Annotated in this window: 22 protein-coding genes; 5 read left to right on the top strand and 17 right to left on the bottom strand. The window is 60.1% G+C overall.

The window, feature by feature from the left end; genetic code table 11:
- Positions 1 to 56: 56 nt before the first annotated feature.
- The gene (locus tag ACIPLA_RS03560) at positions 57 to 296 is read left to right on the top strand and encodes a DUF2789 domain-containing protein (protein ID WP_192342784.1); all 240 of its coding nucleotides are present in this window, start codon (positions 57 to 59) and stop codon (positions 294 to 296) included.
- Positions 297 to 421: 125 nt separating this feature from the next.
- On the opposite strand, the gene ACIPLA_RS03555 is transcribed toward ACIPLA_RS03560, so the two are convergent.
- From ACIPLA_RS03555 to iolC, 14 genes are all read right to left on the bottom strand, one after another.
- Positions 422 to 1,645, bottom strand: a complete 1,224-nt coding sequence (locus tag ACIPLA_RS03555) for a methyl-accepting chemotaxis protein (RefSeq protein ID WP_401171748.1) — start codon at positions 1,643 to 1,645, stop codon at positions 422 to 424.
- Positions 1,646 to 2,238: 593 nt separating this feature from the next.
- A complete protein-coding gene (locus ACIPLA_RS03550) occupies positions 2,239 to 2,643 on the bottom strand; it encodes a TraR/DksA family transcriptional regulator (protein WP_007907888.1) in 405 nt (134 codons plus the stop codon).
- Positions 2,644 to 2,970: 327 nt separating this feature from the next.
- Complete coding sequence (locus ACIPLA_RS03545; protein WP_007907889.1) at positions 2,971 to 3,993, bottom strand: ABC transporter permease; 1,023 nt, start codon at positions 3,991 to 3,993, stop codon at positions 2,971 to 2,973.
- A 56-nt stretch (positions 3,994 to 4,049) separates the two neighbouring features.
- Positions 4,050 to 5,615, bottom strand: a complete 1,566-nt coding sequence (locus ACIPLA_RS03540; RefSeq protein WP_401171504.1) for a sugar ABC transporter ATP-binding protein — start codon at positions 5,613 to 5,615, stop codon at positions 4,050 to 4,052.
- 69 nt (positions 5,616 to 5,684) lie between these two features.
- On the bottom strand, positions 5,685 to 6,611 hold the full coding sequence (locus ACIPLA_RS03535) for a sugar ABC transporter substrate-binding protein (protein ID WP_007907891.1): 927 nt from the start codon (positions 6,609 to 6,611) through the stop codon (positions 5,685 to 5,687).
- A 366-nt stretch (positions 6,612 to 6,977) separates the two neighbouring features.
- Positions 6,978 to 8,030, bottom strand: coding sequence for a Gfo/Idh/MocA family oxidoreductase (locus tag ACIPLA_RS03530; protein ID WP_401171501.1), 1,053 nt, complete (start codon positions 8,028 to 8,030; stop codon positions 6,978 to 6,980).
- Between the two features lie 153 nt (positions 8,031 to 8,183).
- Entirely contained in the window at positions 8,184 to 9,044 is an 861-nt protein-coding gene (locus tag ACIPLA_RS03525; protein WP_007939382.1) for a sugar phosphate isomerase/epimerase family protein, read from the bottom strand.
- A 151-nt stretch (positions 9,045 to 9,195) separates the two neighbouring features.
- Positions 9,196 to 10,221: a Gfo/Idh/MocA family protein gene (locus ACIPLA_RS03520; RefSeq protein WP_008070647.1), complete on the bottom strand. Its 1,026-nt coding sequence runs from the start codon at positions 10,219 to 10,221 to the stop codon at positions 9,196 to 9,198.
- Positions 10,222 to 10,252: 31 nt separating this feature from the next.
- Complete coding sequence (gene iolD, locus ACIPLA_RS03515) at positions 10,253 to 12,184, bottom strand: 3D-(3,5/4)-trihydroxycyclohexane-1,2-dione acylhydrolase (decyclizing) (RefSeq protein ID WP_401171497.1); 1,932 nt, start codon at positions 12,182 to 12,184, stop codon at positions 10,253 to 10,255.
- A 151-nt stretch (positions 12,185 to 12,335) separates the two neighbouring features.
- Positions 12,336 to 13,157 carry a TIM barrel protein gene (locus tag ACIPLA_RS03510; RefSeq protein WP_401171494.1) on the bottom strand — a complete coding sequence of 274 codons (822 nt, stop codon included), beginning with the start codon at positions 13,155 to 13,157 and terminating at the stop codon, positions 12,336 to 12,338.
- Between the two features lie 26 nt (positions 13,158 to 13,183).
- On the bottom strand, positions 13,184 to 14,686 hold the full coding sequence (locus tag ACIPLA_RS03505) for a CoA-acylating methylmalonate-semialdehyde dehydrogenase (protein ID WP_401171493.1): 1,503 nt from the start codon (positions 14,684 to 14,686) through the stop codon (positions 13,184 to 13,186).
- Between the two features lie 44 nt (positions 14,687 to 14,730).
- Entirely contained in the window at positions 14,731 to 15,540 is an 810-nt protein-coding gene (gene iolB, locus ACIPLA_RS03500; RefSeq protein WP_218394613.1) for a 5-deoxy-glucuronate isomerase, read from the bottom strand.
- Positions 15,540 to 16,430 carry a myo-inosose-2 dehydratase gene (gene iolE / locus ACIPLA_RS03495; protein WP_218394612.1) on the bottom strand — a complete coding sequence of 297 codons (891 nt, stop codon included), beginning with the start codon at positions 16,428 to 16,430 and terminating at the stop codon, positions 15,540 to 15,542. The genes iolB and iolE overlap by 1 nt, the downstream gene beginning before the upstream one ends.
- A 136-nt stretch (positions 16,431 to 16,566) precedes the next feature.
- Positions 16,567 to 18,504 carry a 5-dehydro-2-deoxygluconokinase gene (gene iolC / locus ACIPLA_RS03490; RefSeq protein ID WP_401171489.1) on the bottom strand — a complete coding sequence of 646 codons (1,938 nt, stop codon included), beginning with the start codon at positions 18,502 to 18,504 and terminating at the stop codon, positions 16,567 to 16,569.
- Positions 18,505 to 18,814: 310 nt separating this feature from the next.
- Between iolC and ACIPLA_RS03485 the strand changes: the two genes are divergently transcribed.
- Both ACIPLA_RS03485 and ACIPLA_RS03480 read left to right on the top strand, forming a co-directional pair.
- On the top strand, positions 18,815 to 19,735 hold the full coding sequence (locus ACIPLA_RS03485; RefSeq protein ID WP_007907898.1) for a MurR/RpiR family transcriptional regulator: 921 nt from the start codon (positions 18,815 to 18,817) through the stop codon (positions 19,733 to 19,735).
- 74 nt (positions 19,736 to 19,809) lie between these two features.
- Positions 19,810 to 20,421, top strand: a complete 612-nt coding sequence (locus tag ACIPLA_RS03480; RefSeq protein WP_218394610.1) for a glutathione S-transferase — start codon at positions 19,810 to 19,812, stop codon at positions 20,419 to 20,421.
- A gap of 152 nt (positions 20,422 to 20,573) precedes the next feature.
- Here ACIPLA_RS03480 and ACIPLA_RS03475 read toward each other — a convergent pair whose 3' ends face one another.
- The 3 genes from ACIPLA_RS03475 to ACIPLA_RS03465 form a co-directional block, all read right to left on the bottom strand.
- Entirely contained in the window at positions 20,574 to 21,113 is a 540-nt protein-coding gene (locus ACIPLA_RS03475) for a hypothetical protein (protein ID WP_218394609.1), read from the bottom strand.
- A 233-nt stretch (positions 21,114 to 21,346) separates the two neighbouring features.
- Positions 21,347 to 22,294: a hypothetical protein gene (locus ACIPLA_RS03470; RefSeq protein WP_401171484.1), complete on the bottom strand. Its 948-nt coding sequence runs from the start codon at positions 22,292 to 22,294 to the stop codon at positions 21,347 to 21,349.
- A 182-nt stretch (positions 22,295 to 22,476) separates the two neighbouring features.
- Positions 22,477 to 22,800, bottom strand: a complete 324-nt coding sequence (locus tag ACIPLA_RS03465) for a hypothetical protein (RefSeq protein ID WP_218395149.1) — start codon at positions 22,798 to 22,800, stop codon at positions 22,477 to 22,479.
- A 161-nt stretch (positions 22,801 to 22,961) separates the two neighbouring features.
- Here ACIPLA_RS03465 and ACIPLA_RS03460 point away from each other — a divergent pair, with 161 nt between their 5' ends.
- Positions 22,962 to 23,645, top strand: a complete 684-nt coding sequence (locus ACIPLA_RS03460; protein WP_192342768.1) for a response regulator transcription factor — start codon at positions 22,962 to 22,964, stop codon at positions 23,643 to 23,645.
- Positions 23,623 to 25,017, top strand: coding sequence for a HAMP domain-containing sensor histidine kinase (locus tag ACIPLA_RS03455; RefSeq protein ID WP_218394607.1), 1,395 nt, complete (start codon positions 23,623 to 23,625; stop codon positions 25,015 to 25,017). Before ACIPLA_RS03460 ends, ACIPLA_RS03455 begins: the two co-directional genes overlap by 23 nt.
- Positions 25,018 to 25,145: the final 128 nt, after the last annotated feature.

Genomic DNA, 25,145 nt, shown 5'->3' with positions numbered 1-25,145 from the left:
CTCATCCCTGCTTTTGCTCGCACTCGACGCGACGAATTATCTGCAAGGAGATGAAGATGGACTCACCCACACATGATTTGAAAGGCCTGTTCGACCAGCTCGGTCTGGACTCCAGCGAGAAGGCCATCGACGATTTCATTGCCAGCCATTCTCCCCTGGCCGACAACAAGAAACTCATCGACGCCGAGTTCTGGACCCCGCAGCAAGCCGGCTTCCTCAAAGAACAACTGCGTGAAGACGCCGATTGGGCGCATGTGGTCGACGACCTGAACCTGCGCATGCACCAAATCCACTAGCCAGATTCACTCTGTAGGAGCGAGGCTTGCCCGCGAAGGCGGTGTGCCATTCAACACTGATGCCGACTGACACACCGCCTTCGCGGGCAAGCCTCGCTCCTACAGGCAATGCTGTTCACTTAAGCTCAGCGAGATTTTTGTGGTTTGTAACCCAACCGCAAACCACCCCAATGCCGCCCCTTGAGCATGATCGGCACCGACAGGTCGTGCATCAGTTCACCGGTATCGCGGGTGTAAGTCTGCAACAACACGGCCTGTTGGTGGCTGCCACAACGGATCCCGGTGCGGTCGGTGAATTTGCGTTTGGTGCGGTTGTGCAGGGTATCGACCTGTACGTCACCGGTCAGCGGCTGGCTGAACACGGTGTTATGGGTGGGCACATAACCCTGCTGCGTGCAGGCGATGGCGAACACCAGGCCTTCATGGCGCGGCAGCAACGGTTCCTGAATCGCCGGCAATACCTGATCGGTGTAGCGGTCGAAACGGGTCTGGTATTTGGCCGGGCTGGTGTTGGGGATCGTCTGGTAACTGCGATCAAACAGGTCATCGAGGCTGATCCGGCCCTGATCGATGTCCGCTTCGAAGCGTGCCGCTATCTGACTCGCCCCTTCGCGGGCCAGATCGTAAATCCGCTGGTGATAGTCATCCAGCCCGACTTCGGCCAGGCGTTCGCTGATGGATTCGGCCTGCCCTTCCATTTGCACCGCTGCCTGGGCGAGCCGCTGGGTCTGCTGGTCGCTGATCGCCAGATCGCTGCGCATCTGTTCGATGGCGTGGAACAGACTGTCGAGTTGTTCGCGGTTGGTGTCTGCGCCCTGGGCGATTTCCCCGACCTGCCTTTCGACCCCGGCGGCCAGGCGCGCGATGTTTTCCAGGTGCTGCCCGGTGTGCTCGACTTGCGCAACACCGGTATTCAGATCGCTCGCCAGTTGACGAATCTGCTCCACCACTTGCGCGGTGCGCTGCTGAATGTCGGCGACCATCTCCCCGACTTCACCGGTCGCCGTCGCTGTGCGCGCGGCCAGCCCGCGAACCTCATCGGCCACCACCGCAAAACCGCGACCGTGCTCGCCGGCCCGCGCCGCTTCGATGGCCGCGTTCAGCGCCAACAAATTGGTCTGGCTGGCGATGGACTGAATCACCAGCGTGACCCGCTGGATATCGTCGCTGCGCAGGCTCAAGGCTTCGATCAGCTCGCGACTGCTGCTGGCACGCTCACTGAGTTGATGCATGCGCGCAATGGACTCGACCAGTTCCGTGCGCCCTGCCGCGCTGCTCTGATGGGCTTCGCTGGCCGCGCTCAAGGCTTCCCGACTGAGTTTCGACGTAGCGTGCTCGGTGGCGATCATCACTTCAGCGCTGCTGACAATCTGCGCCGCGGCGTTGAGCTGCGATTGCAGTTTGTCCGCCAGTTGCTTGACCGAATAGGCCACACCGGCAGCCGACAAGGCGTTATGACTGGTGGTGTAGGAAAGATCGCGAGTCAATTCGGCGATGGCGCCGGAACTGTCTGCGGGGGTTGCATCAGGGAGAGTGCGCGAGCGCAGGCGCGGCAGCCAGATAATCAGCACGGCCAATGGCAGGCCAAGGTAAAGCGACCAGCCAGCCAATGCCATGCCGCACAGCAATAGCATCAGGGCGATGCTTTGCAGGGTCGGCGTCAGCCAAAGGTTTTTCGGCAAAAGTGCTGGTGCAGGCATTGCCCCAACCAGAGATCCGTCCCTCGTCATCTTCGTCACCCCACACATCTTCTAGTTGTTGTGATGGCATTAAACGCCACTACAAAGCCATTATCTATGGTCCGTTAGTAGTGGGGGGTTGCAGCAGATCAATAGAAGTGCGTGAAATTTTTTTGGGCGACAAAAAGCTTCGCGGGCAAGCCTCGCTCCTACAGGTCATATCCGTAGGAGCGAGGCTTGCCCGCGACGGGGGCGCTACTGAATCAGGCCTGACGCTGGTGCTTGTCGATCTGTTCGTGACGCTCTTGAGCTTCGATGCAGTACTTGGTGGTCGGGCTGATCAGCAGGCGTTTCAGGCCGATGGCCTCGCCGCTGTCATCGCACCAGCCGAAGCTGTCTTCCTTGATGCGTTCCAGGGCTTGTTCCAACTGAGGCAGCATGCGCTGGTCGCGATCGATCGCGTTCACCAGCCAGGTGCGCTCTTCTTCGACGGAAGCCGCGTCAGCCGGATCGGCCGGGGTGTCCAGGCTCTCGATGGCGATGCGATTCTGCTCGATGCGCTCATGGGTTTCGACTTTCATGTTCTGCAACAGCTCAGAGAAAAAAGCATGTTGCTCGGCATTCATGTAGTCATCCGCCGGCATGGCCAGCAACTTGTCCTTTGTCATTGATATCTCTATAAAAAAACGTGCATTAAGGCGAATTAGGGAGCGATCCGTTGAACCTGAAGCGTTCATTGGAAAGGCGCCGTTTATTCCAAGCGCCACCCGGCACTCAATTTACGAGGGGCGGCAGTCTAAGGCCGACTTGAGGCCTCAGCAACTGAAAAGACAGCAAATCTGTCCGACAAAGCCCTGAAAGTGCGCTACGGCTGGCTTTGAGGCGCTTATCGGAGTGCGTTTATAGCAAGAAATTCAGTCGAGCGGCTGTATATAGAAGACAAACGGCTGCGCCACGCGGGTCAGGCGTGGCGCATTTTCGCGTTTTGTCCGGCTTCAGCGCTTGAGTTTGCGCTTGTTGCGGTACTGGTCGATGACCACCGCCACCACAATAATCAGCCCCTTGATGATGTCTTGAATATAAGCATCAACCCCGACAAAGGTAAAGCCGCTGGCCATGACCCCGAGGATCAACGCGCCGATCACCGTGCCGGTGATCCGCCCTACGCCACCGGCCAGGCTGGTGCCGCCGATGACCGCCGCGGCAATCGCATCCAGTTCGTAAGACATGCCCATCCCGGCCTGCCCGGTCGCGGCCCGCGCCGACGCCACGACCCCGGCCAGGCCGGCAAGCAACCCGGCGATGCTGTAGACGATCACCAGATGCCGCTTGACGTTGATCCCGGAGGTGCGCGCCGCCTGCATGTTGCCGCCGATGGCGTAGGTGTATTTACCGTACTTGGTGTAGCGCAGGGCGATGTGAAAGATCACCGCCACCACCAGAAAGATGATCACCGGCATCGCGCCGTGTCCGATGGCCGTGTAGGAATCCGAGAGCATGCTCACCGGCTGACCTTCGGTGTAGTAGCGCGCCAGGCCCCGGGCCGAGACCATCATGCCGAGGGTGGCAATGAACGGCGGAATCCCGGTGATCGCAATGATGCTGCCGTTGATCGCCCCCGCCAGCAATCCCACTCCGAGCCCGACGATCACTGGAATCCACACCGGCAAGTCAGTCAGGGACGGAAACACCGCCCGGGCAAAGTCCGAGGTCTGGGCCAGGCTGGCGGCAATCATCGCCGACAGCGCCAGCACCGAACCGGAGGACAGGTCGATACCGGTGGTGATGATGACCTGGGTCACCCCGATCGCCAGCAGGCCGATGATCGACACTTGCAGGATCATCAGCACCAGACGCTGAGAGTTCATCAGGAAGCTCTGGTCCCGCACGATCCAGCCGAACATTTCGAAGACCAGGCCGATGCCGATCAGCACCAGGAAAATACTCAATTCGGTCGGAAAGCGCCGGCGACTCTTGACCGGTACCGCTGCAGGCTTGTTTTCCAGTATCGCGTTCATAACCACTCACCCTTCTATTGCGTCGCGACGGCGGCCATGGCCACCGCCAGCATCCATTAGTGAACCGCGGACATGCCCGAGGCCAGTTGCATCACCCGTTCCTGGGTCGCTTCGCTGCGGTCGAGAGTGCCCATCAGGTCGCCCTCGTGCATGACCATGACCCGGTCGCTCATGCCCAGCACTTCCGGCAGTTCCGAGGAAATCATGATCACCGCCATGCCTTCGCTGGCGAGGTAGGAAATAAGCCGGTAGATCTCGGCCTTGGCACCGACATCGATGCCCCGGGTCGGCTCGTCGAGAATCAGGATGCGCGGATTGGTCATCAGCCAGCGCGCCAGCAAGGCCTTCTGCTGATTACCACCGGACAGCGTGTCGATGCATTGCTCCAGGGACGGGGTTTTCACCCGCAGCTTCTTGCACATGTCTTCACATAACGCGCGCAAGGCTTTCTGCTGGATGAAGCCGTTGCCGACGTAATGGGGCAAGACTGCCATTTCCATGTTTTCCAGCACCGACAGGCACGGAAACAGGCCGCTCAATTTGCGATCTTCGGTCAACAGTGCGAAGCCCTTCTCGATCGCCATGTGCGGATCGCTGATGCGCACCACCTCGCCGTCGAGGCGGATTTCGCCACCGTCGCTTGGGGTGATGCCGAAAATCGCTTCGGCGACGTTGGTCCGCCCCGAGCCCATCAACCCGGCGATGCCAAGGATCTCCCCGGCATGCAGGTCGAAGGAGACGTCTTTGAAAATGCCGTCCAGCTTGAGGTCGCGTACCGACAGCAACAGATCGCCGATTGGCTTCTCGCGCACCGGGAACAACTGGCTCAGCTCGCGACCAACCATCATCGAAATCAGGCTGTCGCCGTCCATGCTGTCGGCCCGCTGCAGGCCGATGTAGGCGCCGTCACGGAACACCGCCACTTCATCGGCGATGCTGAACACTTCGTTCATTTTGTGGGTGATGTAGATGATGCCTTTGCCCTGGCGCTTGAGGTCGGCAATGATCGAGAACAGATGGGCGACTTCCTTATCGGTGATGGCCGAGGTCGGCTCGTCCATGATCAGGACGTCGGAGTCATAGGACACAGCCTTGGCGATCTCGACCATCTGCCGTTCGGCGATGCTCAGGTTGCCCACCTGCTCTTCCGGGTCGAGGTTGATCCGCAGGCGTTCCAGCAGTTTGGCGGTGCAACGGTGCATCTCGCGATGGTCGATCATGTGCAGGCCGTTGAGCTGTTCGCGGCCGATCCAGATGTTCTCGGCGATGCTCATGTGCGGCATCAGGTTGAGTTCCTGGTGGATCATCGCGATCCCGGCCTGGAGCGCAGCCAGTGGTGTGTCAAAGACCACCGGTTTGCCCCGCAGGCGCAGCTCGCCGGCGTCCGGCTGGTAGATGCCGGCAATGATTTTCATCAGGGTGGATTTGCCGGCGCCGTTCTCGCCCATCAGCGCCAGCACGGAACCGGGACGTACCCGCAGCTGTACGTCGGACAAGGCCACCACACCGGGAAATCCCTTGCTGACGTTGATGATCTCCAGCAGGTACGGCTCATCGACAGGTGTTGCAGTTGGCTGGACACCCATTAACGGGGTGCTCGAAGCAGTCGCTGAAGCGAACATGATCAGGTACTCCATCAGCAAGGTCGCGTTGCAACCTTGCGTGCTTATTGTTGTTATCGAACGGACGGACTATTTGAAGGTATCGACGTTTTGCAGCGTGATCAGGCGATACGGCACCCACACGGCCGGCTCGACCGGTTCGTTTTTGGCCATTTTCACCGCCGTGTCGATCGAACCGTCCGCCTGACCCTTGGCGTCCTGGAACACCGAGACCAGCAGAGAGCCCTTCTTCACCGCGTTCAAACCGTCGGGCGTACCGTCGACACCGGCGATCAGCACACTGCCTTTGGCGACGCCAGCCTGTTGCAGGGCCATTGCCGCGCCAATCGCCATCTCGTCGTTGTTGGAGACCACCGCGTCGAATTTGCGGCCCTGGGTCAGCCAGTCGTTGACCAGGGTCATGCCCTTGTCCCGCGACCAGATGCCGGACTGCTCTTGCTCGATCTTGATGTTCGGGTACTTGGTCAGCACCTCTTTTACGCCCTTGGTGCGGTTGGTGGTGGAGTTGTTGGCCAAATCACCGAGCAGAATCACGATGTCGCCCTTGCCGCCCATTTTTTCGGCCAGGTACTGCATCTGCATCTGGCCGGCCTCCAGATCGTTGGAGGCGACAGTGACCACGCCTTTGGGCAGGTTCAGGTCATCGGGACGACGATTGACGTACACCAGCGGAATACCGGCCTTGACCGCCGCTTCAGTGATTTTTTTGGTGGCGGCGGTATCCACCGGGTTGACCACAATGGCGTCGACCTTCTGGCTGATGAAGCTTTCTACCTGGCTCAACTGCCTGACCACGTCGCTGCGCGCGTCTTCGAACTGCAGCTTGACGCCATCGGGATAGGACTTGGCTTTGGTGTCCATGGATTCGCGCAGGTAGGTCAGCCAGGTGTCATCGAACTGCGACATGCTGACGCCGATCTTCATGTCAGCGAGTGCGGCGCCGCTGGCGAACATCAGGGACAAGGCCAGCGAGGCGAAACGGATCTTGGTCTTCATGAAAAGTCTTTCTCCACATTCTTGTTGGTTTTATGGATAAGGCGTGACGATTTCAGTGAGCGGGCAAGCGGACTATCGGTGCACCCGGAATACAGCAGACCAGGGCGCCATTGCGTTCGACGCAAAGCAAGCGAAAGAAGGAATGAAACGAGACGCGACGCAGGTCGCGAGAGAGGTGCAGCGCGGAACGTAAAGCATGCAGAGCAGAGTTGAAGGTTTTCATCGACGGTACCTGGCTTTGTTTCTTGTTTTTGGTGCGTCCTTCACTCGTTCAAGGCCTGCTTGAGCGTGATCGGACGTTGATAGTCGGCAACCTGGAAATGACTTTATTGGAAAATAATTTCTATATCAACTCATTTTAGAATTTTATTCTGATTTTATTCCATGACTGTCGAACGGGCTCAGTGCCACCACTTGATGTCGCTCAAAGCTGAGCCGCGCAGCGTCTAGCACGCGGGTGGTCGCCAGTGCATCACGTGCCTCGACCGGCAGTGGGCCACCGCTCTGTAACGCGGTTTGTAGCTGCAAATAGAACTGATTCCAGCAGCCACGCTCGGACGGCACCCGCTCACGCACCTCGCCCTGCTCGAACCAGCCCCAGCGCCGATGCTCTTCGACGCCCCAGCGCTCGCCTTCGGATTTCGGCGTGAGCCCGGCGAGGGTCGACGCCTCCTGCCCGTCCAGACCGTCGACGCTGTAGCAACCCTGGGTGCCGGTCACGCGAAAGCGCGGGCCGGGGGTGTTTTGCAGGCAACTGCCGCCCAGGTGCGAGATCACGCCGTTGGCATGGGTCAGGGACATAAAGAAGCCGTTGTCGAAGGCCTGGCCTTTTTCGAGGTAATCCAGTTCGGCGTAAACCCGGGTGACGGGGCCGAACAACAAGAGCGCCTGATCCACCAGATGGCTGCCCAGATCGCGCAGGAAACCGCCGCCGCTGCCGTTGTTCACCGACTGCGGCGAATAGCGCTCGATCCGCGATTCGAAACGGGTGACCTGACCCAGCGCACCGGACTCGATGAGTTTGCGCACGGTGAGAAAGTCCGAGTCCCAGCGCCGGTTCTGGTAGACGCTCAGTTGCACGCCTTGGCGCTCGGCCATGGTGATCAGGGTTTGCGCTTGTTGCGCATCACCAGCGAACGGCTTGTCGCTGACCACCGCCACTTCGTGTTCGATGGCGTCGAGCACCAGCGCCGGGCGACCTTTGAGCGGTGTGGAGATCACCAGCACATCGACCCCGGCTTCGACCAGTTGGCCGATGCTGTCGAAAGCCGGCACACCGGGATGTTCCGCCGCCAGCAGTTGTCGGCGCTCGGCAGCACGGGTGACCACGCCTACAAAGGTCGCCGCCGGCAAACTGCTGATCAGCGGAGCATGAAAAAACCGGCCGCCATGGCCGTAACCGACAAGTCCGATACGCATGAAAGTATTCTCCTTATAGTTAATCACCGGATGCACACGGACCTTGTGGGAGCGGGCTTGCTCGCGAAGGCGATGTGTCAGGTGATATCAATGCTGAATGTGCCGCCGTCTTCGCGAGCAAGCCCGCTCCCACAGGTTTTGTGTATGCCGGGGTTATTGGCAGAGTTCGCGGGTCACGCGTTCAAGCATCATGCGATTGGACTCGTCCGGCCGGTCTTCCCAGGCGAATACCGAGACGGTCGCGATGCCATCGAACTTGATCTCGCGCAGGGTGCCGAAAAATGCTTCCCAGTCGACCTCGCCCTGGCCGATGTCCAGATGCTGGTGCACGGTGGCGGTGACGCCCGGCGGGTTGACGATGTAGCGCAAGCCCGAGGAAGCCTTGTGGTTGTAGGTGTCGGCGATGATCAAGTGGCTCAGTTTCGAGCCGGCGTACTTGAGCATCGAGGCGATGTCACCGACACCGTCGTCATAGAAAAACGTGTGCGGCGCAGCATAGAGGTAGTTGATCCAGTCCCGGTCCAGACCGCGAATGATGTCCACCGACTCGTTATTGCGCTCGCAGAAGTCATAAGGGTGGGCCTGGATATCGAGCTTGATACCTTCGCGTTCGAACTCGGGGATCAGTTCGTCCATGGAGCGCATGAACTGGTTTTCACACACCAGCGGGTTGTCCGACTGGCCGGTGAACTCGGTGTTGACCAGTTCGCAGTCCATCTCCACGGCAATCTGGATCGCGCGCTTCCAGTTACGCACGGCGGCCACACGCAAACCTTCATCGGCGGCTGCCCAGTGGTACATCGGTAACAAGGAAGAGAGTTTGACTCCGGTGTCGCTCAGGGCTTTGCGAAATTCCTTGATCCGCGCCTTGTCGACCCGCGGGGCTTTATAGAACGGCAGGAAATCTTCCCGGGGCGACAGCTCGATGTGTTCGTAACCAAGCTCGGCAACCTTGTCGACCATCTTGCCCAGGGACAGGTTGCGGTACATGTAGGGGTCTAGTGCGATGCGCATGTTTTTTTGTTCTCCTTAACCAGAATCTGAACCCAGACACCAACCCCTGTAGGAGCGAGGCTTGCCCGCGAAGGCGCACGTTCAGCCGACATCAATGTTGAATGTGCCGACGTCTTCGCGGGCAAGCCTCGCTCCTACAGAGGGATCGGGGTTAGCCGTAGAAACGGGGGCGGTCTGGCAGGCCGACTTTTACGATCTGGCCGCTGCTCTGCGCTTCGATGCAGGCATCCGCTGCCACCGCTGCCGCGAAACCATCCCATGCCGACGGCCCGCCGACCTGCCCGGCCCGCACTCCATCGATGAACGCCTGCAATTCGACGTCATACGCGGCGATGAACCGGTCCTTCCAGTCCATCAAAATTGCATTGGACAGCTTCGCCCCGCTGCGCAATTGAACCTGCGACGGCTCCGGCAGTTTGGCGATGCCGGTCTCCCCCACCACTTCGCACTGGATGTCGTAGCCGTACTGGCAGTTGACGAACACTTCCACATCGATACGGGTGCCCTTGGCGGTTTCCAGCAATACGATCTGCGGGTCTTTCAAATGGGCGTGGGCCTTGCTGGTCTTGCGTGGGAACACCACTTGCACCGACACATAATCGTCGTCGAGCAACCAACGCAACACGTCCAGCTCATGGATCAGCGTGTCGGTGATCGCCATGTCAGTCTTGTAGTTTTCACCCACGGTCGGGTTGCGGTGGGCGCAATGCAGCATCAACGGCTCGCCGATCTGGCCGCTGTCGATCACTGCTTTCAACGCCCGATACCCTTCATCGTACGGGCGCATGAAACCGACCTGCACCAGCCGTTTGCCATGGGCCACTTCGGCCTCGACGATCTTGCGGCAGCCTTCGGCAGTGACCGCCAGCGGTTTCTCGCAGAAAACCGGTTTGCCAGCGGCAATCGCTGCCAGTACAAATTCTTCGTGGCTCGGGCCCCAGGAGGTCACGAGAATCGCGTCGACTTCCGGCGCCTTGATCAACGCATGACCGTCAGGATAGACCTCGGCAGTCAGCTTCAGATCGGAAACGACCTTGGCCGCTTGCTGCAAATTGATGTCGGTGACCGCGACGACCTGGCTGTTGAGCAAGGTCTGGCTGCAACGACGGATGTGGTCCTGGCCGATGGCCCCGGTGCCGATAACGCCGATCCGCAACGAATTGGAAAGCAAAGACATATAAACACTCCTGTGGGTTCGTTCAGGGCAATCAGTATTGACGGGCCTTGGCCAGTCGTTCATTGAGGGTCTTGGCCACCGCATCGGTGCGGGCGCTGGTGGAGACTTGCGCCACGCCGACCCGCCACCACGACAGGTATTTGTGAATCATGGTTTTGGGCAGGACCTTGATGTCGATCAGCGTCGACACCGTTTGCAAACGCGCATCGGCCAACGCGGCTCGCAGCTCTTCAACGGTGTTCACTTTGTAAGTCTTGCAGCCGTAAGCCGCCGCGCTCATGGCGAAATCCACCGGCACGAAGCCGCCATCGAGCTTGCCGGTTTCCGGATTACGGAACCGGAACTCGGTGCCGAAGCTGTCCATGCCGTGTTCCATTTGCAGGTTGTTGATGCAGCCGAAGGTCATGTTGTCCAGCAGTACCACGTTGATCTTGCGCCGCTCCTGGATCGAGGTCGCCAGCTCCGAGTGCAGCATCATGTAGGAGCCATCGCCCACCAGTGCGTAGACCTCGCGCTCAGGCTCGGCGAGCTTCACGCCCAGCGCGGCGTTCACCTCGTAACCCATGCACGAATAACCGTACTCGACGTGGTAAGTGTTCACGCCCTTGCTGCGCCAGCTGCGCTGCAGGTCACCGGGCAAACTGCCAGCGGCGGCGACGATCACGGCGTCATCGGCCAGGGTTTCATTGAGCACGCCAAGCACCCGGCTCTGGGTCAGGCAGGAGCCGGTCAGCTCGATGAATTCGCGCAGCACTGCCGGGTCCATGTGATCGTTGATTTCCGGGACGAAATCTTTCGTCTGGTATTCGACCTGATAAATGCGATCGACTTCTTCATCCAGTTGCGCCTTGGCCTGGCGGGTTTGATCACCCCAACTGGAGCGATAGTCGCCCAACACATCGGCCAAGGCGCTCAAGCCGGTTTTGGCGTCTGCCAGCAGTTGCACGCCGTCGAGCTTCAGGGCATCGCAGGGGCTGATATTGAGGTTGAGAAATTGCACGTCCGGGTGCTTGAACAAGGATTTCGACGCGGTGGTGAAATCGCTGTAGCGAGTGCCGACACCGATGATCAAATCAGCATCCTTGGCCAACAGGTTCGCCGCCAGGCAACCGGTTTCGCCGATCCCGCCGACATTCAGCGGATGGCTGGACACCACCGCGCTCTTGCCGGCCTGGGTTTCGGCAAAGGGAATATCGAAGCGCTCAGCGAACGCCTGCAACGCTGCATTGGCGCCGGAGTATTTGACCCCACCGCCACAGATGATCAGCGGCTTGCGCTTGCCTTTGAACAGCGCCAAGGCATCACCGAGCATCGCTTCGGTGGCCGGGCGGCGCTCGATGCGGTGTACGCGTTTTTGCAGGAAGTAATCGGGGTAGTCGTACGCCTCGGCCTGCACGTCTTGCGGCAAGGCCAGGGTTACCGCGCCGGTTTCGGCGGGGTCGGTGAGCACGCGCATGGCGTGGATCGCCGCGGTCATCAGTTGCTCGGGACGGTTGATCCGGTCCCAGTATTTGCTCACGGCCTTGAACGCATCGTTGGTGCTGATGCTCAGGTCGTGGAACTGCTCGATCTGTTGCAACACCGGGTCCGGTTGGCGGCAGGCGTAGACGTCGCCGGGCAACAGCAGCAAAGGGATGCGGTTGGCAGTGGCCGTCGCAGCAGCGGTCAGCATGTTCGCCGCCCCCGGCCCTACCGATGAAGAGCAGGCGTAGATCTTCCGTCGCAGGTGTTGCTTGGCGAAACCAATGGCGGCGTGGGCCATGCCTTGCTCGTTGCGGCCCTGATGGACGATCAGGTCGCCGCTGTCCTGTTCCAGGGCTTGCCCCAGACCCAGCACATTACCGTGGCCGAAAATGGTAAAGATCCCGGCGACGAATTTGCTCTGAACCCCATCGACCTCGATGTACTGGTTATCGAGGAATTTCACCAGGGCCTGGGCCATGGTCAGTCTTGTTGTGGTCATGCTTGCACCTTTTCTGTATGCAAATCCGATCAATGTGGGAGCGGGCTTGCTCGCGAAGGCGGTGTGTCAGGCGACTTCAATGTTGAATGTGCCGCCGTCTTCGCGAGCAAGCCCGCTCCCACAGTTGGTCTCCATCAGTTCGATAACGGTGTCAGCTCAGGGATTTCTGCAGGTGATCCATACTCGCGCTAATCGCCGTCTGGATATCCGCCAGGCCATGGACGCTGTCGGCGAACGGTTCGAACGACAGGTAGCCGCTGTAGCCGGTCGCGAGCAAGGTTTCGATCTGCGCCGCGTTACCGAGGATGTCGCCCTCGCCCACCAGCACCCGGTGGCCGTCGCGGATGGTCGCCAGTGGCGCCTCGGCATCTTCGACGCCGGAGATGTGCACCAGCCCGGTCAGCTCGGGGAAGAACTCATGTTCGCAGGCCAAGTGATGGTGAAAGGTGTCATGCACCAGACGGAACACATCCAGCCCACCGATGGCCTTGATCGCGTCGACCGCCGTGCGTTTGCGCCGCAGCGAGCATTCTTCGAAACCCAGCGGCTCGATGAAACCGAGGATGCCGTGATCGCGCAGGATCGGTGCCAATTCACTCAACGCCGTGCGCAGGCCGGCAGCACGCTGCGCCTCGGTTCGTGGATCGGCGCGGTCGTTCAACGGGCACATCACCAAACCCTGCGCGCCGCAATCACGGGCATAAGCAGCAAGCTTCAGCGCGTGTGCGCGGCGCTCGTCATTCCACACATCGAACGGATACAGCGCGTTGATCGACAGCACGGTGATGCCTTTGGCCGCGCACAGCTCACGCACGTGTTCGGGCGCGGTGCCGTCCTCGATCTCGACACCCTTGAGGTCGTTGCGGATCTCGATGGCGTCGGCCTTGAGGGTCACCGCCAACTCAATGAACGCGGGCAGGGACAAACGTGGGGCGACCATACGATTCAGGGCGAAACGCAGGGGTTTGCTCATTTTTTGTTGTTCTCCGCACAAGTGAATTATTTGGCTGTCGGCATGCTGAATTCAGGGCCCTTGGCAATACTGTCGGGCCAGCGCTGCATCACGCTTTTGTAACGGCTGTAGAAGCGGATGCCTTCTTCACCGTAAGCGTGGTGATCACCGAACAGCGAGCGCTTCCAGCCGCCGAACGAGTGCCAGGCCATGGGCACTGGAATCGGTACGTTGATGCCGACCATGCCGACCTTGATGTTGCGGGCAAACGAGCGGGCGATGCCGCCATCGCTGGTAAAACACGACACGCCGTTGCCGAACTCATGGGCGTTGATCAGCGCCACGGCGCTGGCGAAATCCGGCACGCGCACGATGCCCAGCACCGGGCCGAAGATCTCTTGCTGGTAGATGCTCATCTCAGTGGTGACGTTATCGAACAGCGTCGCGCCGACGAAAAAGCCGTTCTCGGCCCCCGGCACCTTGAAGTTGCGCCCGTCGACAATCAGCTGCGCGCCCTGGGCCACGCCTTCACCGATAAAGCCCTCGACCTTGGCCTTGTGCTCGGCGGTCACCAGCGGTCCCATGTCGCTGTCGCCCTGCATGCCATTGCCGACCTTCAATTGGTCGATGCGCGGCAGCAGTTTGGCAATCAACTGGTCGCCGACTTCACCGACGGCCACGGCAATCGAAATCGCCATGCAGCGCTCACCGGCCGAGCCGTAAGCGGCACCGATCAACGCATCTGCCGCTTGATCCAGATCGGCGTCGGGCATGACGATCATGTGGTTCTTCGCCCCGCCCAGCGCCTGTACGCGTTTGCCGCGCGAGGTCGCTTGCTGGTGGATGTACTCGGCAATCGGTGTCGAGCCGACAAAGGAAATCGCCTCGATGTCCGGGTGTTGCAGCAAGGCATCGACCGCGGTCTTGTCGCCCTGGACCACGTTGAACACACCGTCCGGCAACCCGGCTTCGGTCAATAATTTCGCCATCAGCAAACTGGCCGACGGGTCGCGCTCGGAGGGTTTGAGGATGAAGCAGTTACCGGTGACCAGCGCCAGCGGGATCATCCACAGCGGCACCATCACCGGGAAGTTGAACGGCGTGACACCGGCGCAGACGCCCAACGGCTGGCGCAGGTTCCAGTTGTCGATGCCGCCGCCGATGTTGTCGCTGAAATCGGTTTTCAGCAGGTTCGGTGCGCCACAGGCGTACTCGACGATTTCGATGCCGCGCGTCACTTCGCCCTTGGCGTCCGAGAACACCTTGCCGTGTTCGCGGCTGATGATTTCCGCCAGTTCATTGTGATGGCGGTCGAGCAGTTCCTTGAACTTGAACATCACCCGCGAACGGCGCAGGGACGATTGCTCGGACCACGCAGGGAAGGCTTTCAGAGCCGAGGCCACGGCTTCGTCCACGGTCTTCTGGCTGGCCAGCCCGACCCGCGCCTGTACCGCGCCGGTGGCCGGGTTGAAGACATTGCTGAACCGCTCGTTGCCGCTGTCTTGCACCTGACCGTCGATGTAATGGCCTATTACCGGGGCATCGCTCATTGTTCTTGTTCTCCCTTTGAATGTTGAAATTCAGGCTTTTTAGTTCAGAGCTCAAGCAGCCAACTGTGCTGCGGATCGTTATGGAACTGCCAGACGCGTTTCGGCCCGGCCATCACGTTCAGGTAATACGACTCGTAGCCGTAGGGCACGCTGACCGGGTGATAGCCCTTGGGCACGACGACCAGGTCGCTGTTTTCCACGGCCATGGCCTGGTCGATACTGCGATCGTCGGTGTAGACCCGCTGGAACACGAAGCCCTGGGGCGGATTGATCTGGTGGTAATAGGTTTCTTCGAGAAAACTCTGGTGTGGCAGATCGTCGGTGTCGTGCTTGTGCGGCGGGTAGCTCGAGGAGTGCCCGGACGGCGTACGCACTTCCACCACCAGCAGCGAATGGGCCGGTTCGGTGTCCGGCAGGATGTCGCAGACGTAACGGGTGTTGGCGCCCTTGCCACGCACACTGCGCTTCATGCTGTCGGGTTTGATCAGCCGTGGGCCGAGGTTTTCGGCGGTCGAACCGGGCGCGGCGCAGACGGCGATCTGCACGTCGCTGAGTGCGACCACTTGCGCCTGACTGCCCGGTGGCAAGTACGCGGCGAACGGCGACTTGTCTTCGAACACCGATTGGCGATCGCCGATGTTGTCCCAATCGAACGCGCCCTGCCCCGGCGCTTCGCCCTTGATGCTGACCCGACCGCTGAGCAGCACCAGGCACAGTTCCTTGTCACCGGCGCTGACCGGCAGGGTTTCGCCGAGGCTCAGGCGGTACGCGGCGAAGCCGACGTACTCCAGCTCCCCTTGCCCCAACTCGACCATGGTCCGCCCGCGTGCATTGCTCTTGACCAAAAGGCTCATCACTTAATCCTCTCGTCGAGCAGCGCACGCAGCGTGTCGTAGCCTTTTTTGGCATAGACATAACTCGGTGCCACCGCCGGATCCTGCTCCGCCTCGACCACCAGCCAGCCGTGGTAATCGGCGCCCAGCAGCACGTCGAGCAAGGCGCCAAAATCGATATCGCCATCGCCGGGCACGGTGAACGTGCCATTGATGATGCAGTCCGGGAAGCTCCACAGGTTGTTGCGCGCCAGTTGCACCACCGGTTTGCGCACGTCCTTGAAATGCACGTGGCAGATGCGTTCGATGTGTTTGCGCAGCACCTGCAAGGGTTCACCGCCGCCCATGTAGCAGTGGCCCGAATCGAACAGCAGGCCGACTTCGCTGCCGGTCAATGCCATCAGTTTGTCGATGTCCGCCGGGGATTCGACGTAGGCGCCCATGTGATGGTGATACGCCAGGCGCACCCCCTGGGACAGGGTAAAGCGTGCCAGTTCGGTGAGTTTGTCGGCGTAATCCTGCCAGGCCTGTTCGGTGTGAAAACGCGGGCGCTCGACCAGCGGAATGCGCTGGCCTTGAATCGAGTCGGCGACTTCGCCATACACCAGCACCTTGGCGCCGTTCTTCGCCAGTAGCTCGACATGGCTGGCGATGGCGTCGATTTCCTCGGCCACGGAACGGCGGGCCAGACGGCTGGAATACCAGCCGGACACCAGCGCCAGATCGTAGGGCCGCAGCACGTCGCCGACGCCTTTGGCATCCTTGGGGAATTTACCGTTGAGTTCGAAGCCTTCGTAGCCGATGTCCTTGCCTTCGCTGAGGGCGGTGTTCAACGGCGTCTCGCCACCGAGGGACGGCAAGTCGTCGTTGCTCCAGGAGATCGGGTTGATGCCAATTCGGATAGCGGGCATGGCTGCACCTTTTATTGTTTTCTAAATTACCGTTGAGTCTGAGGCCGCCTTCGCGGGCAAGCCTCGCTCCTACAGAACACCGCAGCTTCCCGTAGGAGCGAGGCTTGCCCGCGAAGAACGATAACGCGGTGTTACGTCAGGCCCGGGCCGTGCGCCAGGCATCGATCAATTCGACGAACGTGCCCTGCACCTGGCGGATCAGCGTTTCGTCGTCGATTTCACCGGCCATCCACGCGCGGCTCGGCTCCTGGAAAATCGTCCGGCCTACGGCGAAACCACGACAGGTCTGGCTCTGGCTGGCCTGCTGAAACCCTTCGGCCAACGCCGCCGCCGGTGCATTCAAGCCCAGCAGCACCACGCCACGGCAGTACGGATCGCGCTCCTGAATCAGCTCGTCGAGTTGTTTCCATTCCTCGGCGCTTTGCGCTTCGATCTTCCACCACGCCGGGTAGATACCCAGGTTGTAGAGGCGTTTCAGCGCGCGATACAGCACGTCCGGATGCTGTGATGGGTGATCCTTGGGCGGAATAATCTCCAGCAGCAGTTCATGACCGCTGACTTGCGAGGCCTGATACAAACCCTTGATCTGCGCTTCCTGCTCCAGACGCAGCAGGGGTTCGTCGTCGGGGTGGAATTGCACCAGGCATTTGATGATCTGCTCTTGTGGCCAAGCGATCAGGTTGCTGCCAATCGAGCGACCGTGTTCGAACGCCAATGGTCGCGAACCCTGTACTTCCACCGGCCGCGCCACCCACCAGCCGCGACCGGTGGCAGCATTCAGCGAGTCCTGACCGAAACGTTGATCGGCCAGCAAGCCGACGTCGGCGTCGACGCCCTGCTCACGCAAATCCGCTTCGACCCGTTCCACGGCCTGGATAAAGAGTTGTTTGAGTTCGCCGATCGCGTTCAGGTCGCGACCGCCCTTGTGGGCCAGCTCCACCAATTGCCCGCGATGATCGAAGGCAAAGATGAACAGTTGTTTCCACTGTTTGCGCGGCACACTGACCTGATGCAGACGCTGCAACACGGCGTCCTGATCCGGCCGGGTAATTGGTACCGGGCTGTTGAATAGATAGTCGAGTTCGGCACGGGTCGGCATCGCCGGGGCGCATGCATGGCGCGACACCACCAAGCCACCGCAGGCATTGGCCAACTGGCAGCAACGCTCGACGCTGGCGTCCTCCAGCCAGCCGCTGAGGAAACCGGACATGAAGGCATCGCCGGCCCCCAGCACATTCAGCACTTCGACGCGCACGCCGGGGTAGATCGCGCCGTCTTCGAGACGCGCCGGAATCGATCCGTGAATCACCGTGCAGCCTTGCGGGCCGAGCTTGACCACCAAGGTGGCCGCGCTCAGTTGCCGGACATTGCGCAGCGCAGTGAGCAAATCTTCGGAACCACCGGCGATCAAAAACTCTTCTTCAGTGCCAACGATCAGGTCGAAACGCGGGAGGATTTTCTGCACGTGCTGGCTGACATTCTGGTCGGCGACGAACCGGGTTTCGCCGTCCGCCTTGCCGGCCAGCCCCCAGAGCACCGGGCGATAGTCGATGTCCAGCACCCGTTTGACGTTGTGCTTTTCGGCATAGTCCAGCGCCTGGATGCTCGCCTTGTAGACGCCATCGGTGGAGAAATGGGTGCCGGTGATCAGCAAGGCTTTGCTGGAGGCGATAAAGGCTTCGTTGATGTCTTCGGCGCGCAACGCCATGTCGGCGCAGTTTTCGCGGTAGAACACCAGGGGAAAGGTTTCACGGTCCTTGAGGCCCAGCAGGACCATGGCGGTCAGGCGTTCCGGATCGACCTTGATGCCGCTGACGTCGCAGCCTTCACGGGTCAGCGATTCAACGAGGAAGCGACCCATGTGGTCGTCTCCTACCCGGCTCAGCATCGCCGACTTCAGACCTAGCCGAGCGGTGCCGAAGGCGATGTTGGCGGACGAACCGCCGAGGTATTTGGCGAAGCTGCTTACATCCTCCAGCCGCGCTCCGACTTGCTGCGCATAGAGGTCGACGCCTAGGCGCCCCAGGCAAATCAGATCCAATTGACGCCCACTGGCAAAACGAGTCTGGCCCATGCTGGCTCCTGTTATTTTTATCAGCCTGCGTTCGGGGCGATGAAGGCGCCGAACACTCTTGGTGGATGCAGACTAAAACGACCGGGACTGAACAATCAATAATTATTCCAAATATTTTTTGCGTGGAATATTTTTTCCAATAAACTTCTACACAAGCGTTCCAGACACAGTGCATCGTTTCAGCAGACCCCAAGGCGGGCGCAAGCTCAAGATTTTATTCCGGCCTACCCTGTAGACTGCGCACAGCCAACCTATTGTCAGGGGATGACCCGCCTGTCATCTCTATAAGCACAAGCCAGAAGGATTCCTTATGTCCCGCACCGATCAGCCGGCTACGACCGAGAGCACGCCCGACAGCGATCTCGCCAGCCCTCCGATCAATGCCGAGCGTTTGTTGCAGCTGATCACCGATGAATACGAAAGCCTGCCGCGCCAGCTCAAACGCATCGCCAGCTACATGAGCCAGCAGAGCGACCGGATCATGGTCGACCGCATCAGCGACATCGCCCGCGAATGCGAAGTGCACCCGTCGGCCATCGTGCGGTTTTCCCAGCGTTTCGGCTTCAGCGGTTTCAGCGAAATGCAGGCGCTGTTTCGCGAGGCCTACACCCACAAGACCACGCCGGTGCAGAACTACCAGCAGCGCATCCGCAGCATGATCGCCAACAAGTCCCAGAAGGCCAGCGGCGGCGATCTGGCGCGCGAATGCATCAACGCCACCCTGTCGGGCATTGAACGGCTAGGGTTGGAACTCGATGACCAGGCCTTCGACAAAGCCGTGGACCTGGTGGTGAATGCCGACAACATCTACGTGGTCGGGGTGCGTCGCTCGTTCGCGGTGGCCGATTACCTGGTCTACAACCTGCAACACACCAACAAGCGCATCCACTTGGTGTCGGGTCTGGGCGGCAGTTACCGCGAGCAGATGCGCAGCGTGCGCGCCAATGACCTGGTGATTGCCATCAGCTTCACGCCCTACGGCAAGGAAACCCAGCACTGCCTGCGTATTGCCCAGCACCATCAGGCGAAAACCCTGATCATCACCGACAGCAACCTTTCACCGTTGGCCAAGCGCGCCAACACTGTGCTGCTGGTCAACGAAGGCAGCTCGTTTGCCTTCCGCTCGCTGAGTGCGACCTTGTGCCTGTGCCAGGCGCTGTTTATCGCCGTGGCTTATCGACTGGAATTGAAGGTTGATGAGATTCATGAGCAGGTAGGTTTTGAGGATTAGCGCGAGGCCGTTTGCAGGTCGCTGAACCTCAGCTAAGGTTGTCCATCCCCCAAGGACCGTCAAGGAGAGGCTCAATGAAACTGATCGGCATGCTGGATTCGCCCTACGTGCGGCGCGTCGCCATTTCCGCCAAGTGCCTGGGCATACCGCTGGAGCATGAGTCGGTTTCGGTGTTCAGAAACTTCGCGCAGTTCCAGCAGATCAACCCGGTGGTGAAGGCGCCGACCCTGGTGCTGGATGATGGCGAGGTGTTGATGGATTCGACGCTGATCATCGACTACCTGGAAGCTCTGGCTGCGCCGGGTAACAGCCTGATACCCAACGATCTGGAGCAACGTTTGCGCTCGCTACGGCTGACCGGCCTGGCGTTGGCAGCATGTGAGAAATCGGTGCAGCTTTATTACGAACGTAACCTGCGGCCAGCGGAAATTCAGTACGCGCCTTGGGTGGAACGAGTCGAAGGACAATTGGCTGCGGCGTATTCGGCGCTGGAGCGGGAGTTGGAAAAACAGCCGCTGAAAACCGACGGTTCGATTGCGCAAGACGGAATTACCCTGGCGGTGGCCTGGAGTTTTACCAACCTGATGGTGCCGGATCAGGTGGAGGTTGCGCAGTTTCCACGGATCAGCGCGTTCACGGCGTATGCCGAGGGGCTTGAGGTGTTTGTCGGTACGCCGATCGATTGAGAATTGTTGCGCCAGTACCGAAGTCTTCGCGGGCAAGCCTCGCTCCTACAGGTAATCAGTGCCCGCATGATCGGCGCAGAACCTGTAGGAGCGAGGCTTGCCCGCGAAGGCGTCCTCAAGCACTCCATTTCTGCCGCGCCCGGCACCGATCTTCAGCTGGAAAACACGTAGTGCCCTTTGACTTTCTTCGAGCCCAGGAAGCCCAGATCCGGGAACAACAGCGTCTTGAGGTAAGCGACGAAAAACACCATGCCCAAGGTGATTGCCGCACCCATGAGCGTCAGCAACGGATCTTCCTCAAACCCCTGAAACATGCGTGGAAACTGGCTCAGGGACAGGATCACGTAAATGGTGTAGGCCTGCGCAACATTCCTGTAAAAACCCCAGGCGAACAGCAGCGGCACCCCTGCGGCAAACAGGGTGAAAAACACAGCGGCACCTGGCCCGATCATCGAGCCGAGGAAGAATCCGAAGACTGCACCGAGCAACGCTTGAGCAATCGTCAGAAACAGTAATGCCTTGATCTTGCCGGAGTGCCGCTGACACAGCGCAGGGTCCGCATAGGCACCGATCCAGTACGCCAGCACCCGATCCTTGACCTCCCCGCCGGACAGCGTCTTGAAAATTTCGGTCTTCGAACGCCCGCTTTCGAGCATCGTCACCAGTTGCCGTTTGCTTTCCTTTTTGTCCAAGGTATTTCTCCTGTGAGGCAACACAAAATTTAAGTGGAAGCAGCTGTGCGTACACAGGGGTGATTCTCGCTGTATCAGGGACGGAAAAGCAAAACGCCGCTTCTACCTGAAGTAAAAGCGGCGTAGACAAGCGCCTCAAGGAGTCAATGCGTGAGCAAGGCAATCAGAATGATGATCGGGATCGGTACGCCAAGAAGGAACAGCAATATAGAGCGCATGAGGGTTCTCCTGGGTTAGCGAACAGGTGGCAACGTCGTGGTTGTGGTGGTCACGTAGGCATCGGTTTCCAGGTACTCCACGGCATCCCGACGACGACCGCCGAAGATCGCGGCGAGGCTGGCAAAAAATGCACCGGCCAGCAGCGCGACAAACATCCACAACGCCGTCAAGGCTGCGACTTTGGCTGCGGTGTCAGCCGCTTGTTGCGCAGCCAGTTTGGCGTCGGCGACGGCTTTTTGGGTGCGGGCATAGACTTCATCGACACGACGTTCCGCATCCGCTTGCGTGAGGTTGGTCCGCTGGGCGACCAGTTGTGCCAGGTAGGTCCGATCCTCGGGCGCCAATTGACCGTCGTTACGCAGGCTGCGCGCGAAGATCCGGGTGACGGTGCCATTGACGGCGTCCTCGCTGACAGCGACGGGTCGATCATCACGAAACAGGCTGTCGATAAAGTAACCGTACGGGTCATTGTCGGTATGACCGACCGCGCTACCGGCAGCCTGGGTCATGGCGCTGGCGGCACCGCCGGCGACCGTGGCCCCGGCCTGCACGCCGCCGCTGACGATGTTGCTGACCGAGCCGACCACCAGGGTCGCGGTCACCAGCGTCGCGATACACCAGGCCAGGAAGCCATGGGCGGTGTCCCGGAAGTAAACCTCATCGCCGTGCAGGTAGGCCCACCTCACCCGCAGGCGACCGGCGATGTAGCCGCCGAGCCCGGACGCCACGATCTGGGTAAAGGCCAGCCAGACAATCGTCGAGATACCCAGGCCCTTGGCGCTGACGCCTTCATGGGCCCACGGCGAAACCGCCGAAAAACCCAGGCCAAAACCAAGCAGTACGAGAATCAGCGACAACGCCGCAGCCGCCGCGGCCCCGGCGAAGATAGCGGCCCAGGACACGCCCGAGAGCGTGCTGAACTCATCTGCGACAGGATAAAAACCATCAGAGGATCTGTTCATTGTTGTAGTGCTCCAGGCAGGTGTTACAACTCGTCAAACGAGCAATTGCAGTCAACGTGCCAGTCGCACTACTTAAATAAATCGTTCTATTTCAAATAGTTGAAAACAATGAACTTCTCAGGGTCATGCAGTTTGCAAGGAGCCGGCCATATCGGCGGGTTTTATGCATTGCGCTAAACGAATTACTTGCGCTTGTAGCTCTTGTTGCCGCTGGGCGTCAGGCAATACACCCCGCCTCTTGGCCCGGTGCAGAACGTGCCGGTGCCGCAGGCGCAACCATCGGAATCCTGCAACAGCGTCTGCGGACGCGCCTGGCTTTCACTACCAAACATCGCCGAGCAGCTTTTCTTCGAACCACTGATGGAACCGTCATTGCACAGGAACAGATCGCCGTCGCAACGATCGATGCCGCCCTTCTTCCCCGAACATGGCGTGTTGGCAGCCCAGGTAGATGAGCCGACCATGCACAACAACAGCAAAAACATCGGCATCCAGCCACGAACCATTAAAGTGCGCACAGTGCAGCTTCCCTTTAGAGTTATGGCCGGATGATATCAACGTTCCAGCCAGGCTCACGAGACAACATGAAAGTTAATTTAAAAAGTCGCGCGTAATTCTTGGCAAAATGAGCCCCACTTCGTATTGAACCGATTATCAGGCAAGCCCTATGACCCGCATCTTGACCATCGAAGACGACGCTGTGACCGCCCGGGAAATCGTCGCTGAACTGAGTAGCCACGGCCTCGACGTGGATTGGGTCGACAATGGCCGCGAGGGTCTTGCGCGCGCGGTCAGCGGTGACTACGACCTGATCACCCTCGACCGCATGCTGCCGGAGCTCGATGGGCTGGCGATTGTCACCACCCTGCGCACCATGGGCGTGGTCACGCCGATCCTGATGATCAGCGCCCTCTCCGATGTCGATGAACGGGTGCGCGGCCTGCGCGCCGGCGGCGACGATTACCTGACCAAACCGTTCGCCACCGATGAAATGGCCGCCCGGGTCGAAGTCTTGCTGCGCCGGCAAAACACCGTGACCGCCCAGGCCACCACGTTGCGCGTGGCGGATCTGGAGCTGAACCTGATCAGCCACGAGGCCAGCCGCGACAGCCAGTTGCTGACGCTGTTGCCCACCGAGTACAAGTTGCTGGAATTTCTGATGCGCAACACCGGGCAGATTCTGTCGCGGATGATGATTTTCGAAGAGGTCTGGGGTTATCACTTCGACCCCGGCACTAACCTGATCGACGTGCACATCGGCCGTCTGCGCAAAAAGATCGACCCGCCAGGCAAAGTCCCACTGATTCGGACGGTGCGAGGCTCGGGTTATGTCATTGCTGAACCCCTCTAAAGGCTGGCGCTCCTCCAGCAGCCGCTTGCTGGCGCTCTACAGTTCGCTGTTCGTGGCCTGGAGCGGGATTCTCATGGGGGTCATGTACTACGAGGTGTCCAGCTACCTGGACACCTTGGCCAAGCATTCGTTGATGCAACGTCAGCATCTGTTTTCCCGATTTCAGGGCGCGCAACTGGAGGACGCCCTCGCCGCCAGTGTGACCTTCGACGTTCGCGGCATCGATGCCTATGGCCTGTTCGATGACCAGCGGCGCTACCTCAGTGGCCCCTTGCGCCAGATCCCCCAAGGCCTGCCGCTGGACGGCAAGATTCACATCCTGGGCGACTGCGTCGATGCCGACGACCCGACCCTGCCCGCCGACAGTTGCGATGCCGCGGCGACCCGGACCCTGGACGGGCGCTGGCTGGTACTGGTGCGGGACAATGGTTCGTTGTTTGCGGTGACCCGGATCATTCTGCACGCGCTGCTGTGGGGCGTGTCGCTGACCATTCTGCCCGGTATCGCCGGCTGGCACTTATTGCGACGGCGCCCGCTGCGGCGGATCCGGGCGATCCAGGCCAGCGCCGAAGCCATCGTCGCCGGCGACTTGACCAGACGCCTGCCGCTGTCCAACCGCCGTGATGAGCTGGACATGCTCGCCGCCATCGTCAACGCCATGCTCGAACGCATCGAACGCTTGATGAACGAGGTCAAAGGCGTGTGCGACAACATCGCCCATGACCTGCGCACACCGCTGACGCGCCTGCGGGCGCAGCTGTACCGGATTCAGCAGCAGGCCGATGACGGTTCGACGCTGGCCGTGCAACTGGATTCGGTGCTCGGCGAGGCCGATACCTTGATGGCGCGTTTTCGTGGCTTGCTGCGAATTTCCGAGCTGGAGGATCGCCAGCGCCGTTCGGGTTTCGTGCAACTGGACCCGGTGCCGTTGCTGCAAGAGTTGCATGACTTTTATCTGCCGCTGGCCGAAGAAGGCCAATTGACCTTTGAACTGCAACTGCCCGAGTCCCTGCCCCGGTTCAACGGCGACCGGGCGCTGCTGTTCGAAGCCGTGGCGAATTTGCTGAGCAACTCGATCAAATTCACGCCGCCGGGTGGCAAGGTGATTTTGCGTGGGATGAATGACGCCGGGCATACACGAATCGAAGTACTCGACTCCGGCCCCGGCATTGCGCTGGCCGAGCGTGAGGCGGTGTTTCAGCGCTTCTATCGCGCCGAGGGCGGTAACCCGCAAAGCGGTTTCGGGCTGGGGTTGTCGATCGTCGCGGCGATTGTCAGCCTGCATGGGTTTACGCTGGAAGTGGGCAGCAGCGAACTGGGTGGTGCGCTGTTGGTACTTGATTGCCGGCAGAGTTTGATTGCTCAGGCCTGACACCATCGCCATCACAAAGAAGATCCAATGTGGGAGCGGGCTTGCTCGCGAAAGCGGTGTATCAGTCGACATCACTGTTGAATGTCAGACCGCTTTCGCGAGCAAGCCCGCTCCCACAGGGGATTTGC

Origin of the sequence: Pseudomonas sp. NPDC086112 (genome assembly GCF_044746425.1) — a bacterium.
Lineage (GTDB): Bacteria > Pseudomonadota > Gammaproteobacteria > Pseudomonadales > Pseudomonadaceae > Aquipseudomonas.
The sequence above is the reverse complement of the archived record's forward strand: the minus strand, read 5'-3'. Positions and strand labels throughout refer to the sequence as shown.

What these genes read in the sequence shown, in the direction of transcription:
- iolD (WP_401171497.1), bottom strand. Translation starts at nt 12,184, where the DNA reads ATGACCACAACAAGACTGACCATGGCCCAGGCCCTGGTGAAATTCCTC.
- iolB (WP_218394613.1), bottom strand. Translation starts at nt 15,540, where the DNA reads ATGAGCCTTTTGGTCAAGAGCAATGCACGCGGGCGGACCATGGTCGAG.
- ACIPLA_RS03525 (WP_007939382.1), bottom strand. Translation starts at nt 9,044, where the DNA reads ATGCGCATCGCACTAGACCCCTACATGTACCGCAACCTGTCCCTGGGC.
- ACIPLA_RS03540 (WP_401171504.1), bottom strand. Translation starts at nt 5,615, where the DNA reads ATGTTCGCTTCAGCGACTGCTTCGAGCACCCCGTTAATGGGTGTCCAG.
- ACIPLA_RS03535 (WP_007907891.1), bottom strand. Translation starts at nt 6,611, where the DNA reads ATGAAGACCAAGATCCGTTTCGCCTCGCTGGCCTTGTCCCTGATGTTC.
- ACIPLA_RS03460 (WP_192342768.1), top strand. Translation starts at nt 22,962, where the DNA reads ATGACCCGCATCTTGACCATCGAAGACGACGCTGTGACCGCCCGGGAA.
- iolE (WP_218394612.1), bottom strand. Translation starts at nt 16,430, where the DNA reads ATGCCCGCTATCCGAATTGGCATCAACCCGATCTCCTGGAGCAACGAC.
- ACIPLA_RS03520 (WP_008070647.1), bottom strand. Translation starts at nt 10,221, where the DNA reads ATGTCTTTGCTTTCCAATTCGTTGCGGATCGGCGTTATCGGCACCGGG.
- ACIPLA_RS03560 (WP_192342784.1), top strand. Translation starts at nt 57, where the DNA reads ATGGACTCACCCACACATGATTTGAAAGGCCTGTTCGACCAGCTCGGT.
- ACIPLA_RS03455 (WP_218394607.1), top strand. Translation starts at nt 23,623, where the DNA reads ATGTCATTGCTGAACCCCTCTAAAGGCTGGCGCTCCTCCAGCAGCCGC.
- iolC (WP_401171489.1), bottom strand. Translation starts at nt 18,504, where the DNA reads ATGGGCCAGACTCGTTTTGCCAGTGGGCGTCAATTGGATCTGATTTGC.
- ACIPLA_RS03530 (WP_401171501.1), bottom strand. Translation starts at nt 8,030, where the DNA reads ATGCGTATCGGACTTGTCGGTTACGGCCATGGCGGCCGGTTTTTTCAT.
- ACIPLA_RS03550 (WP_007907888.1), bottom strand. Translation starts at nt 2,643, where the DNA reads ATGACAAAGGACAAGTTGCTGGCCATGCCGGCGGATGACTACATGAAT.
- ACIPLA_RS03510 (WP_401171494.1), bottom strand. Translation starts at nt 13,157, where the DNA reads ATGAGCAAACCCCTGCGTTTCGCCCTGAATCGTATGGTCGCCCCACGT.
- ACIPLA_RS03485 (WP_007907898.1), top strand. Translation starts at nt 18,815, where the DNA reads ATGTCCCGCACCGATCAGCCGGCTACGACCGAGAGCACGCCCGACAGC.
- ACIPLA_RS03545 (WP_007907889.1), bottom strand. Translation starts at nt 3,993, where the DNA reads ATGAACGCGATACTGGAAAACAAGCCTGCAGCGGTACCGGTCAAGAGT.
- ACIPLA_RS03505 (WP_401171493.1), bottom strand. Translation starts at nt 14,686, where the DNA reads ATGAGCGATGCCCCGGTAATAGGCCATTACATCGACGGTCAGGTGCAA.
- ACIPLA_RS03465 (WP_218395149.1), bottom strand. Translation starts at nt 22,800, where the DNA reads ATGGTTCGTGGCTGGATGCCGATGTTTTTGCTGTTGTTGTGCATGGTC.
- ACIPLA_RS03555 (WP_401171748.1), bottom strand. Translation starts at nt 1,645, where the DNA reads ATGATCGCCACCGAGCACGCTACGTCGAAACTCAGTCGGGAAGCCTTG.
- ACIPLA_RS03470 (WP_401171484.1), bottom strand. Translation starts at nt 22,294, where the DNA reads ATGAACAGATCCTCTGATGGTTTTTATCCTGTCGCAGATGAGTTCAGC.
- ACIPLA_RS03480 (WP_218394610.1), top strand. Translation starts at nt 19,810, where the DNA reads ATGAAACTGATCGGCATGCTGGATTCGCCCTACGTGCGGCGCGTCGCC.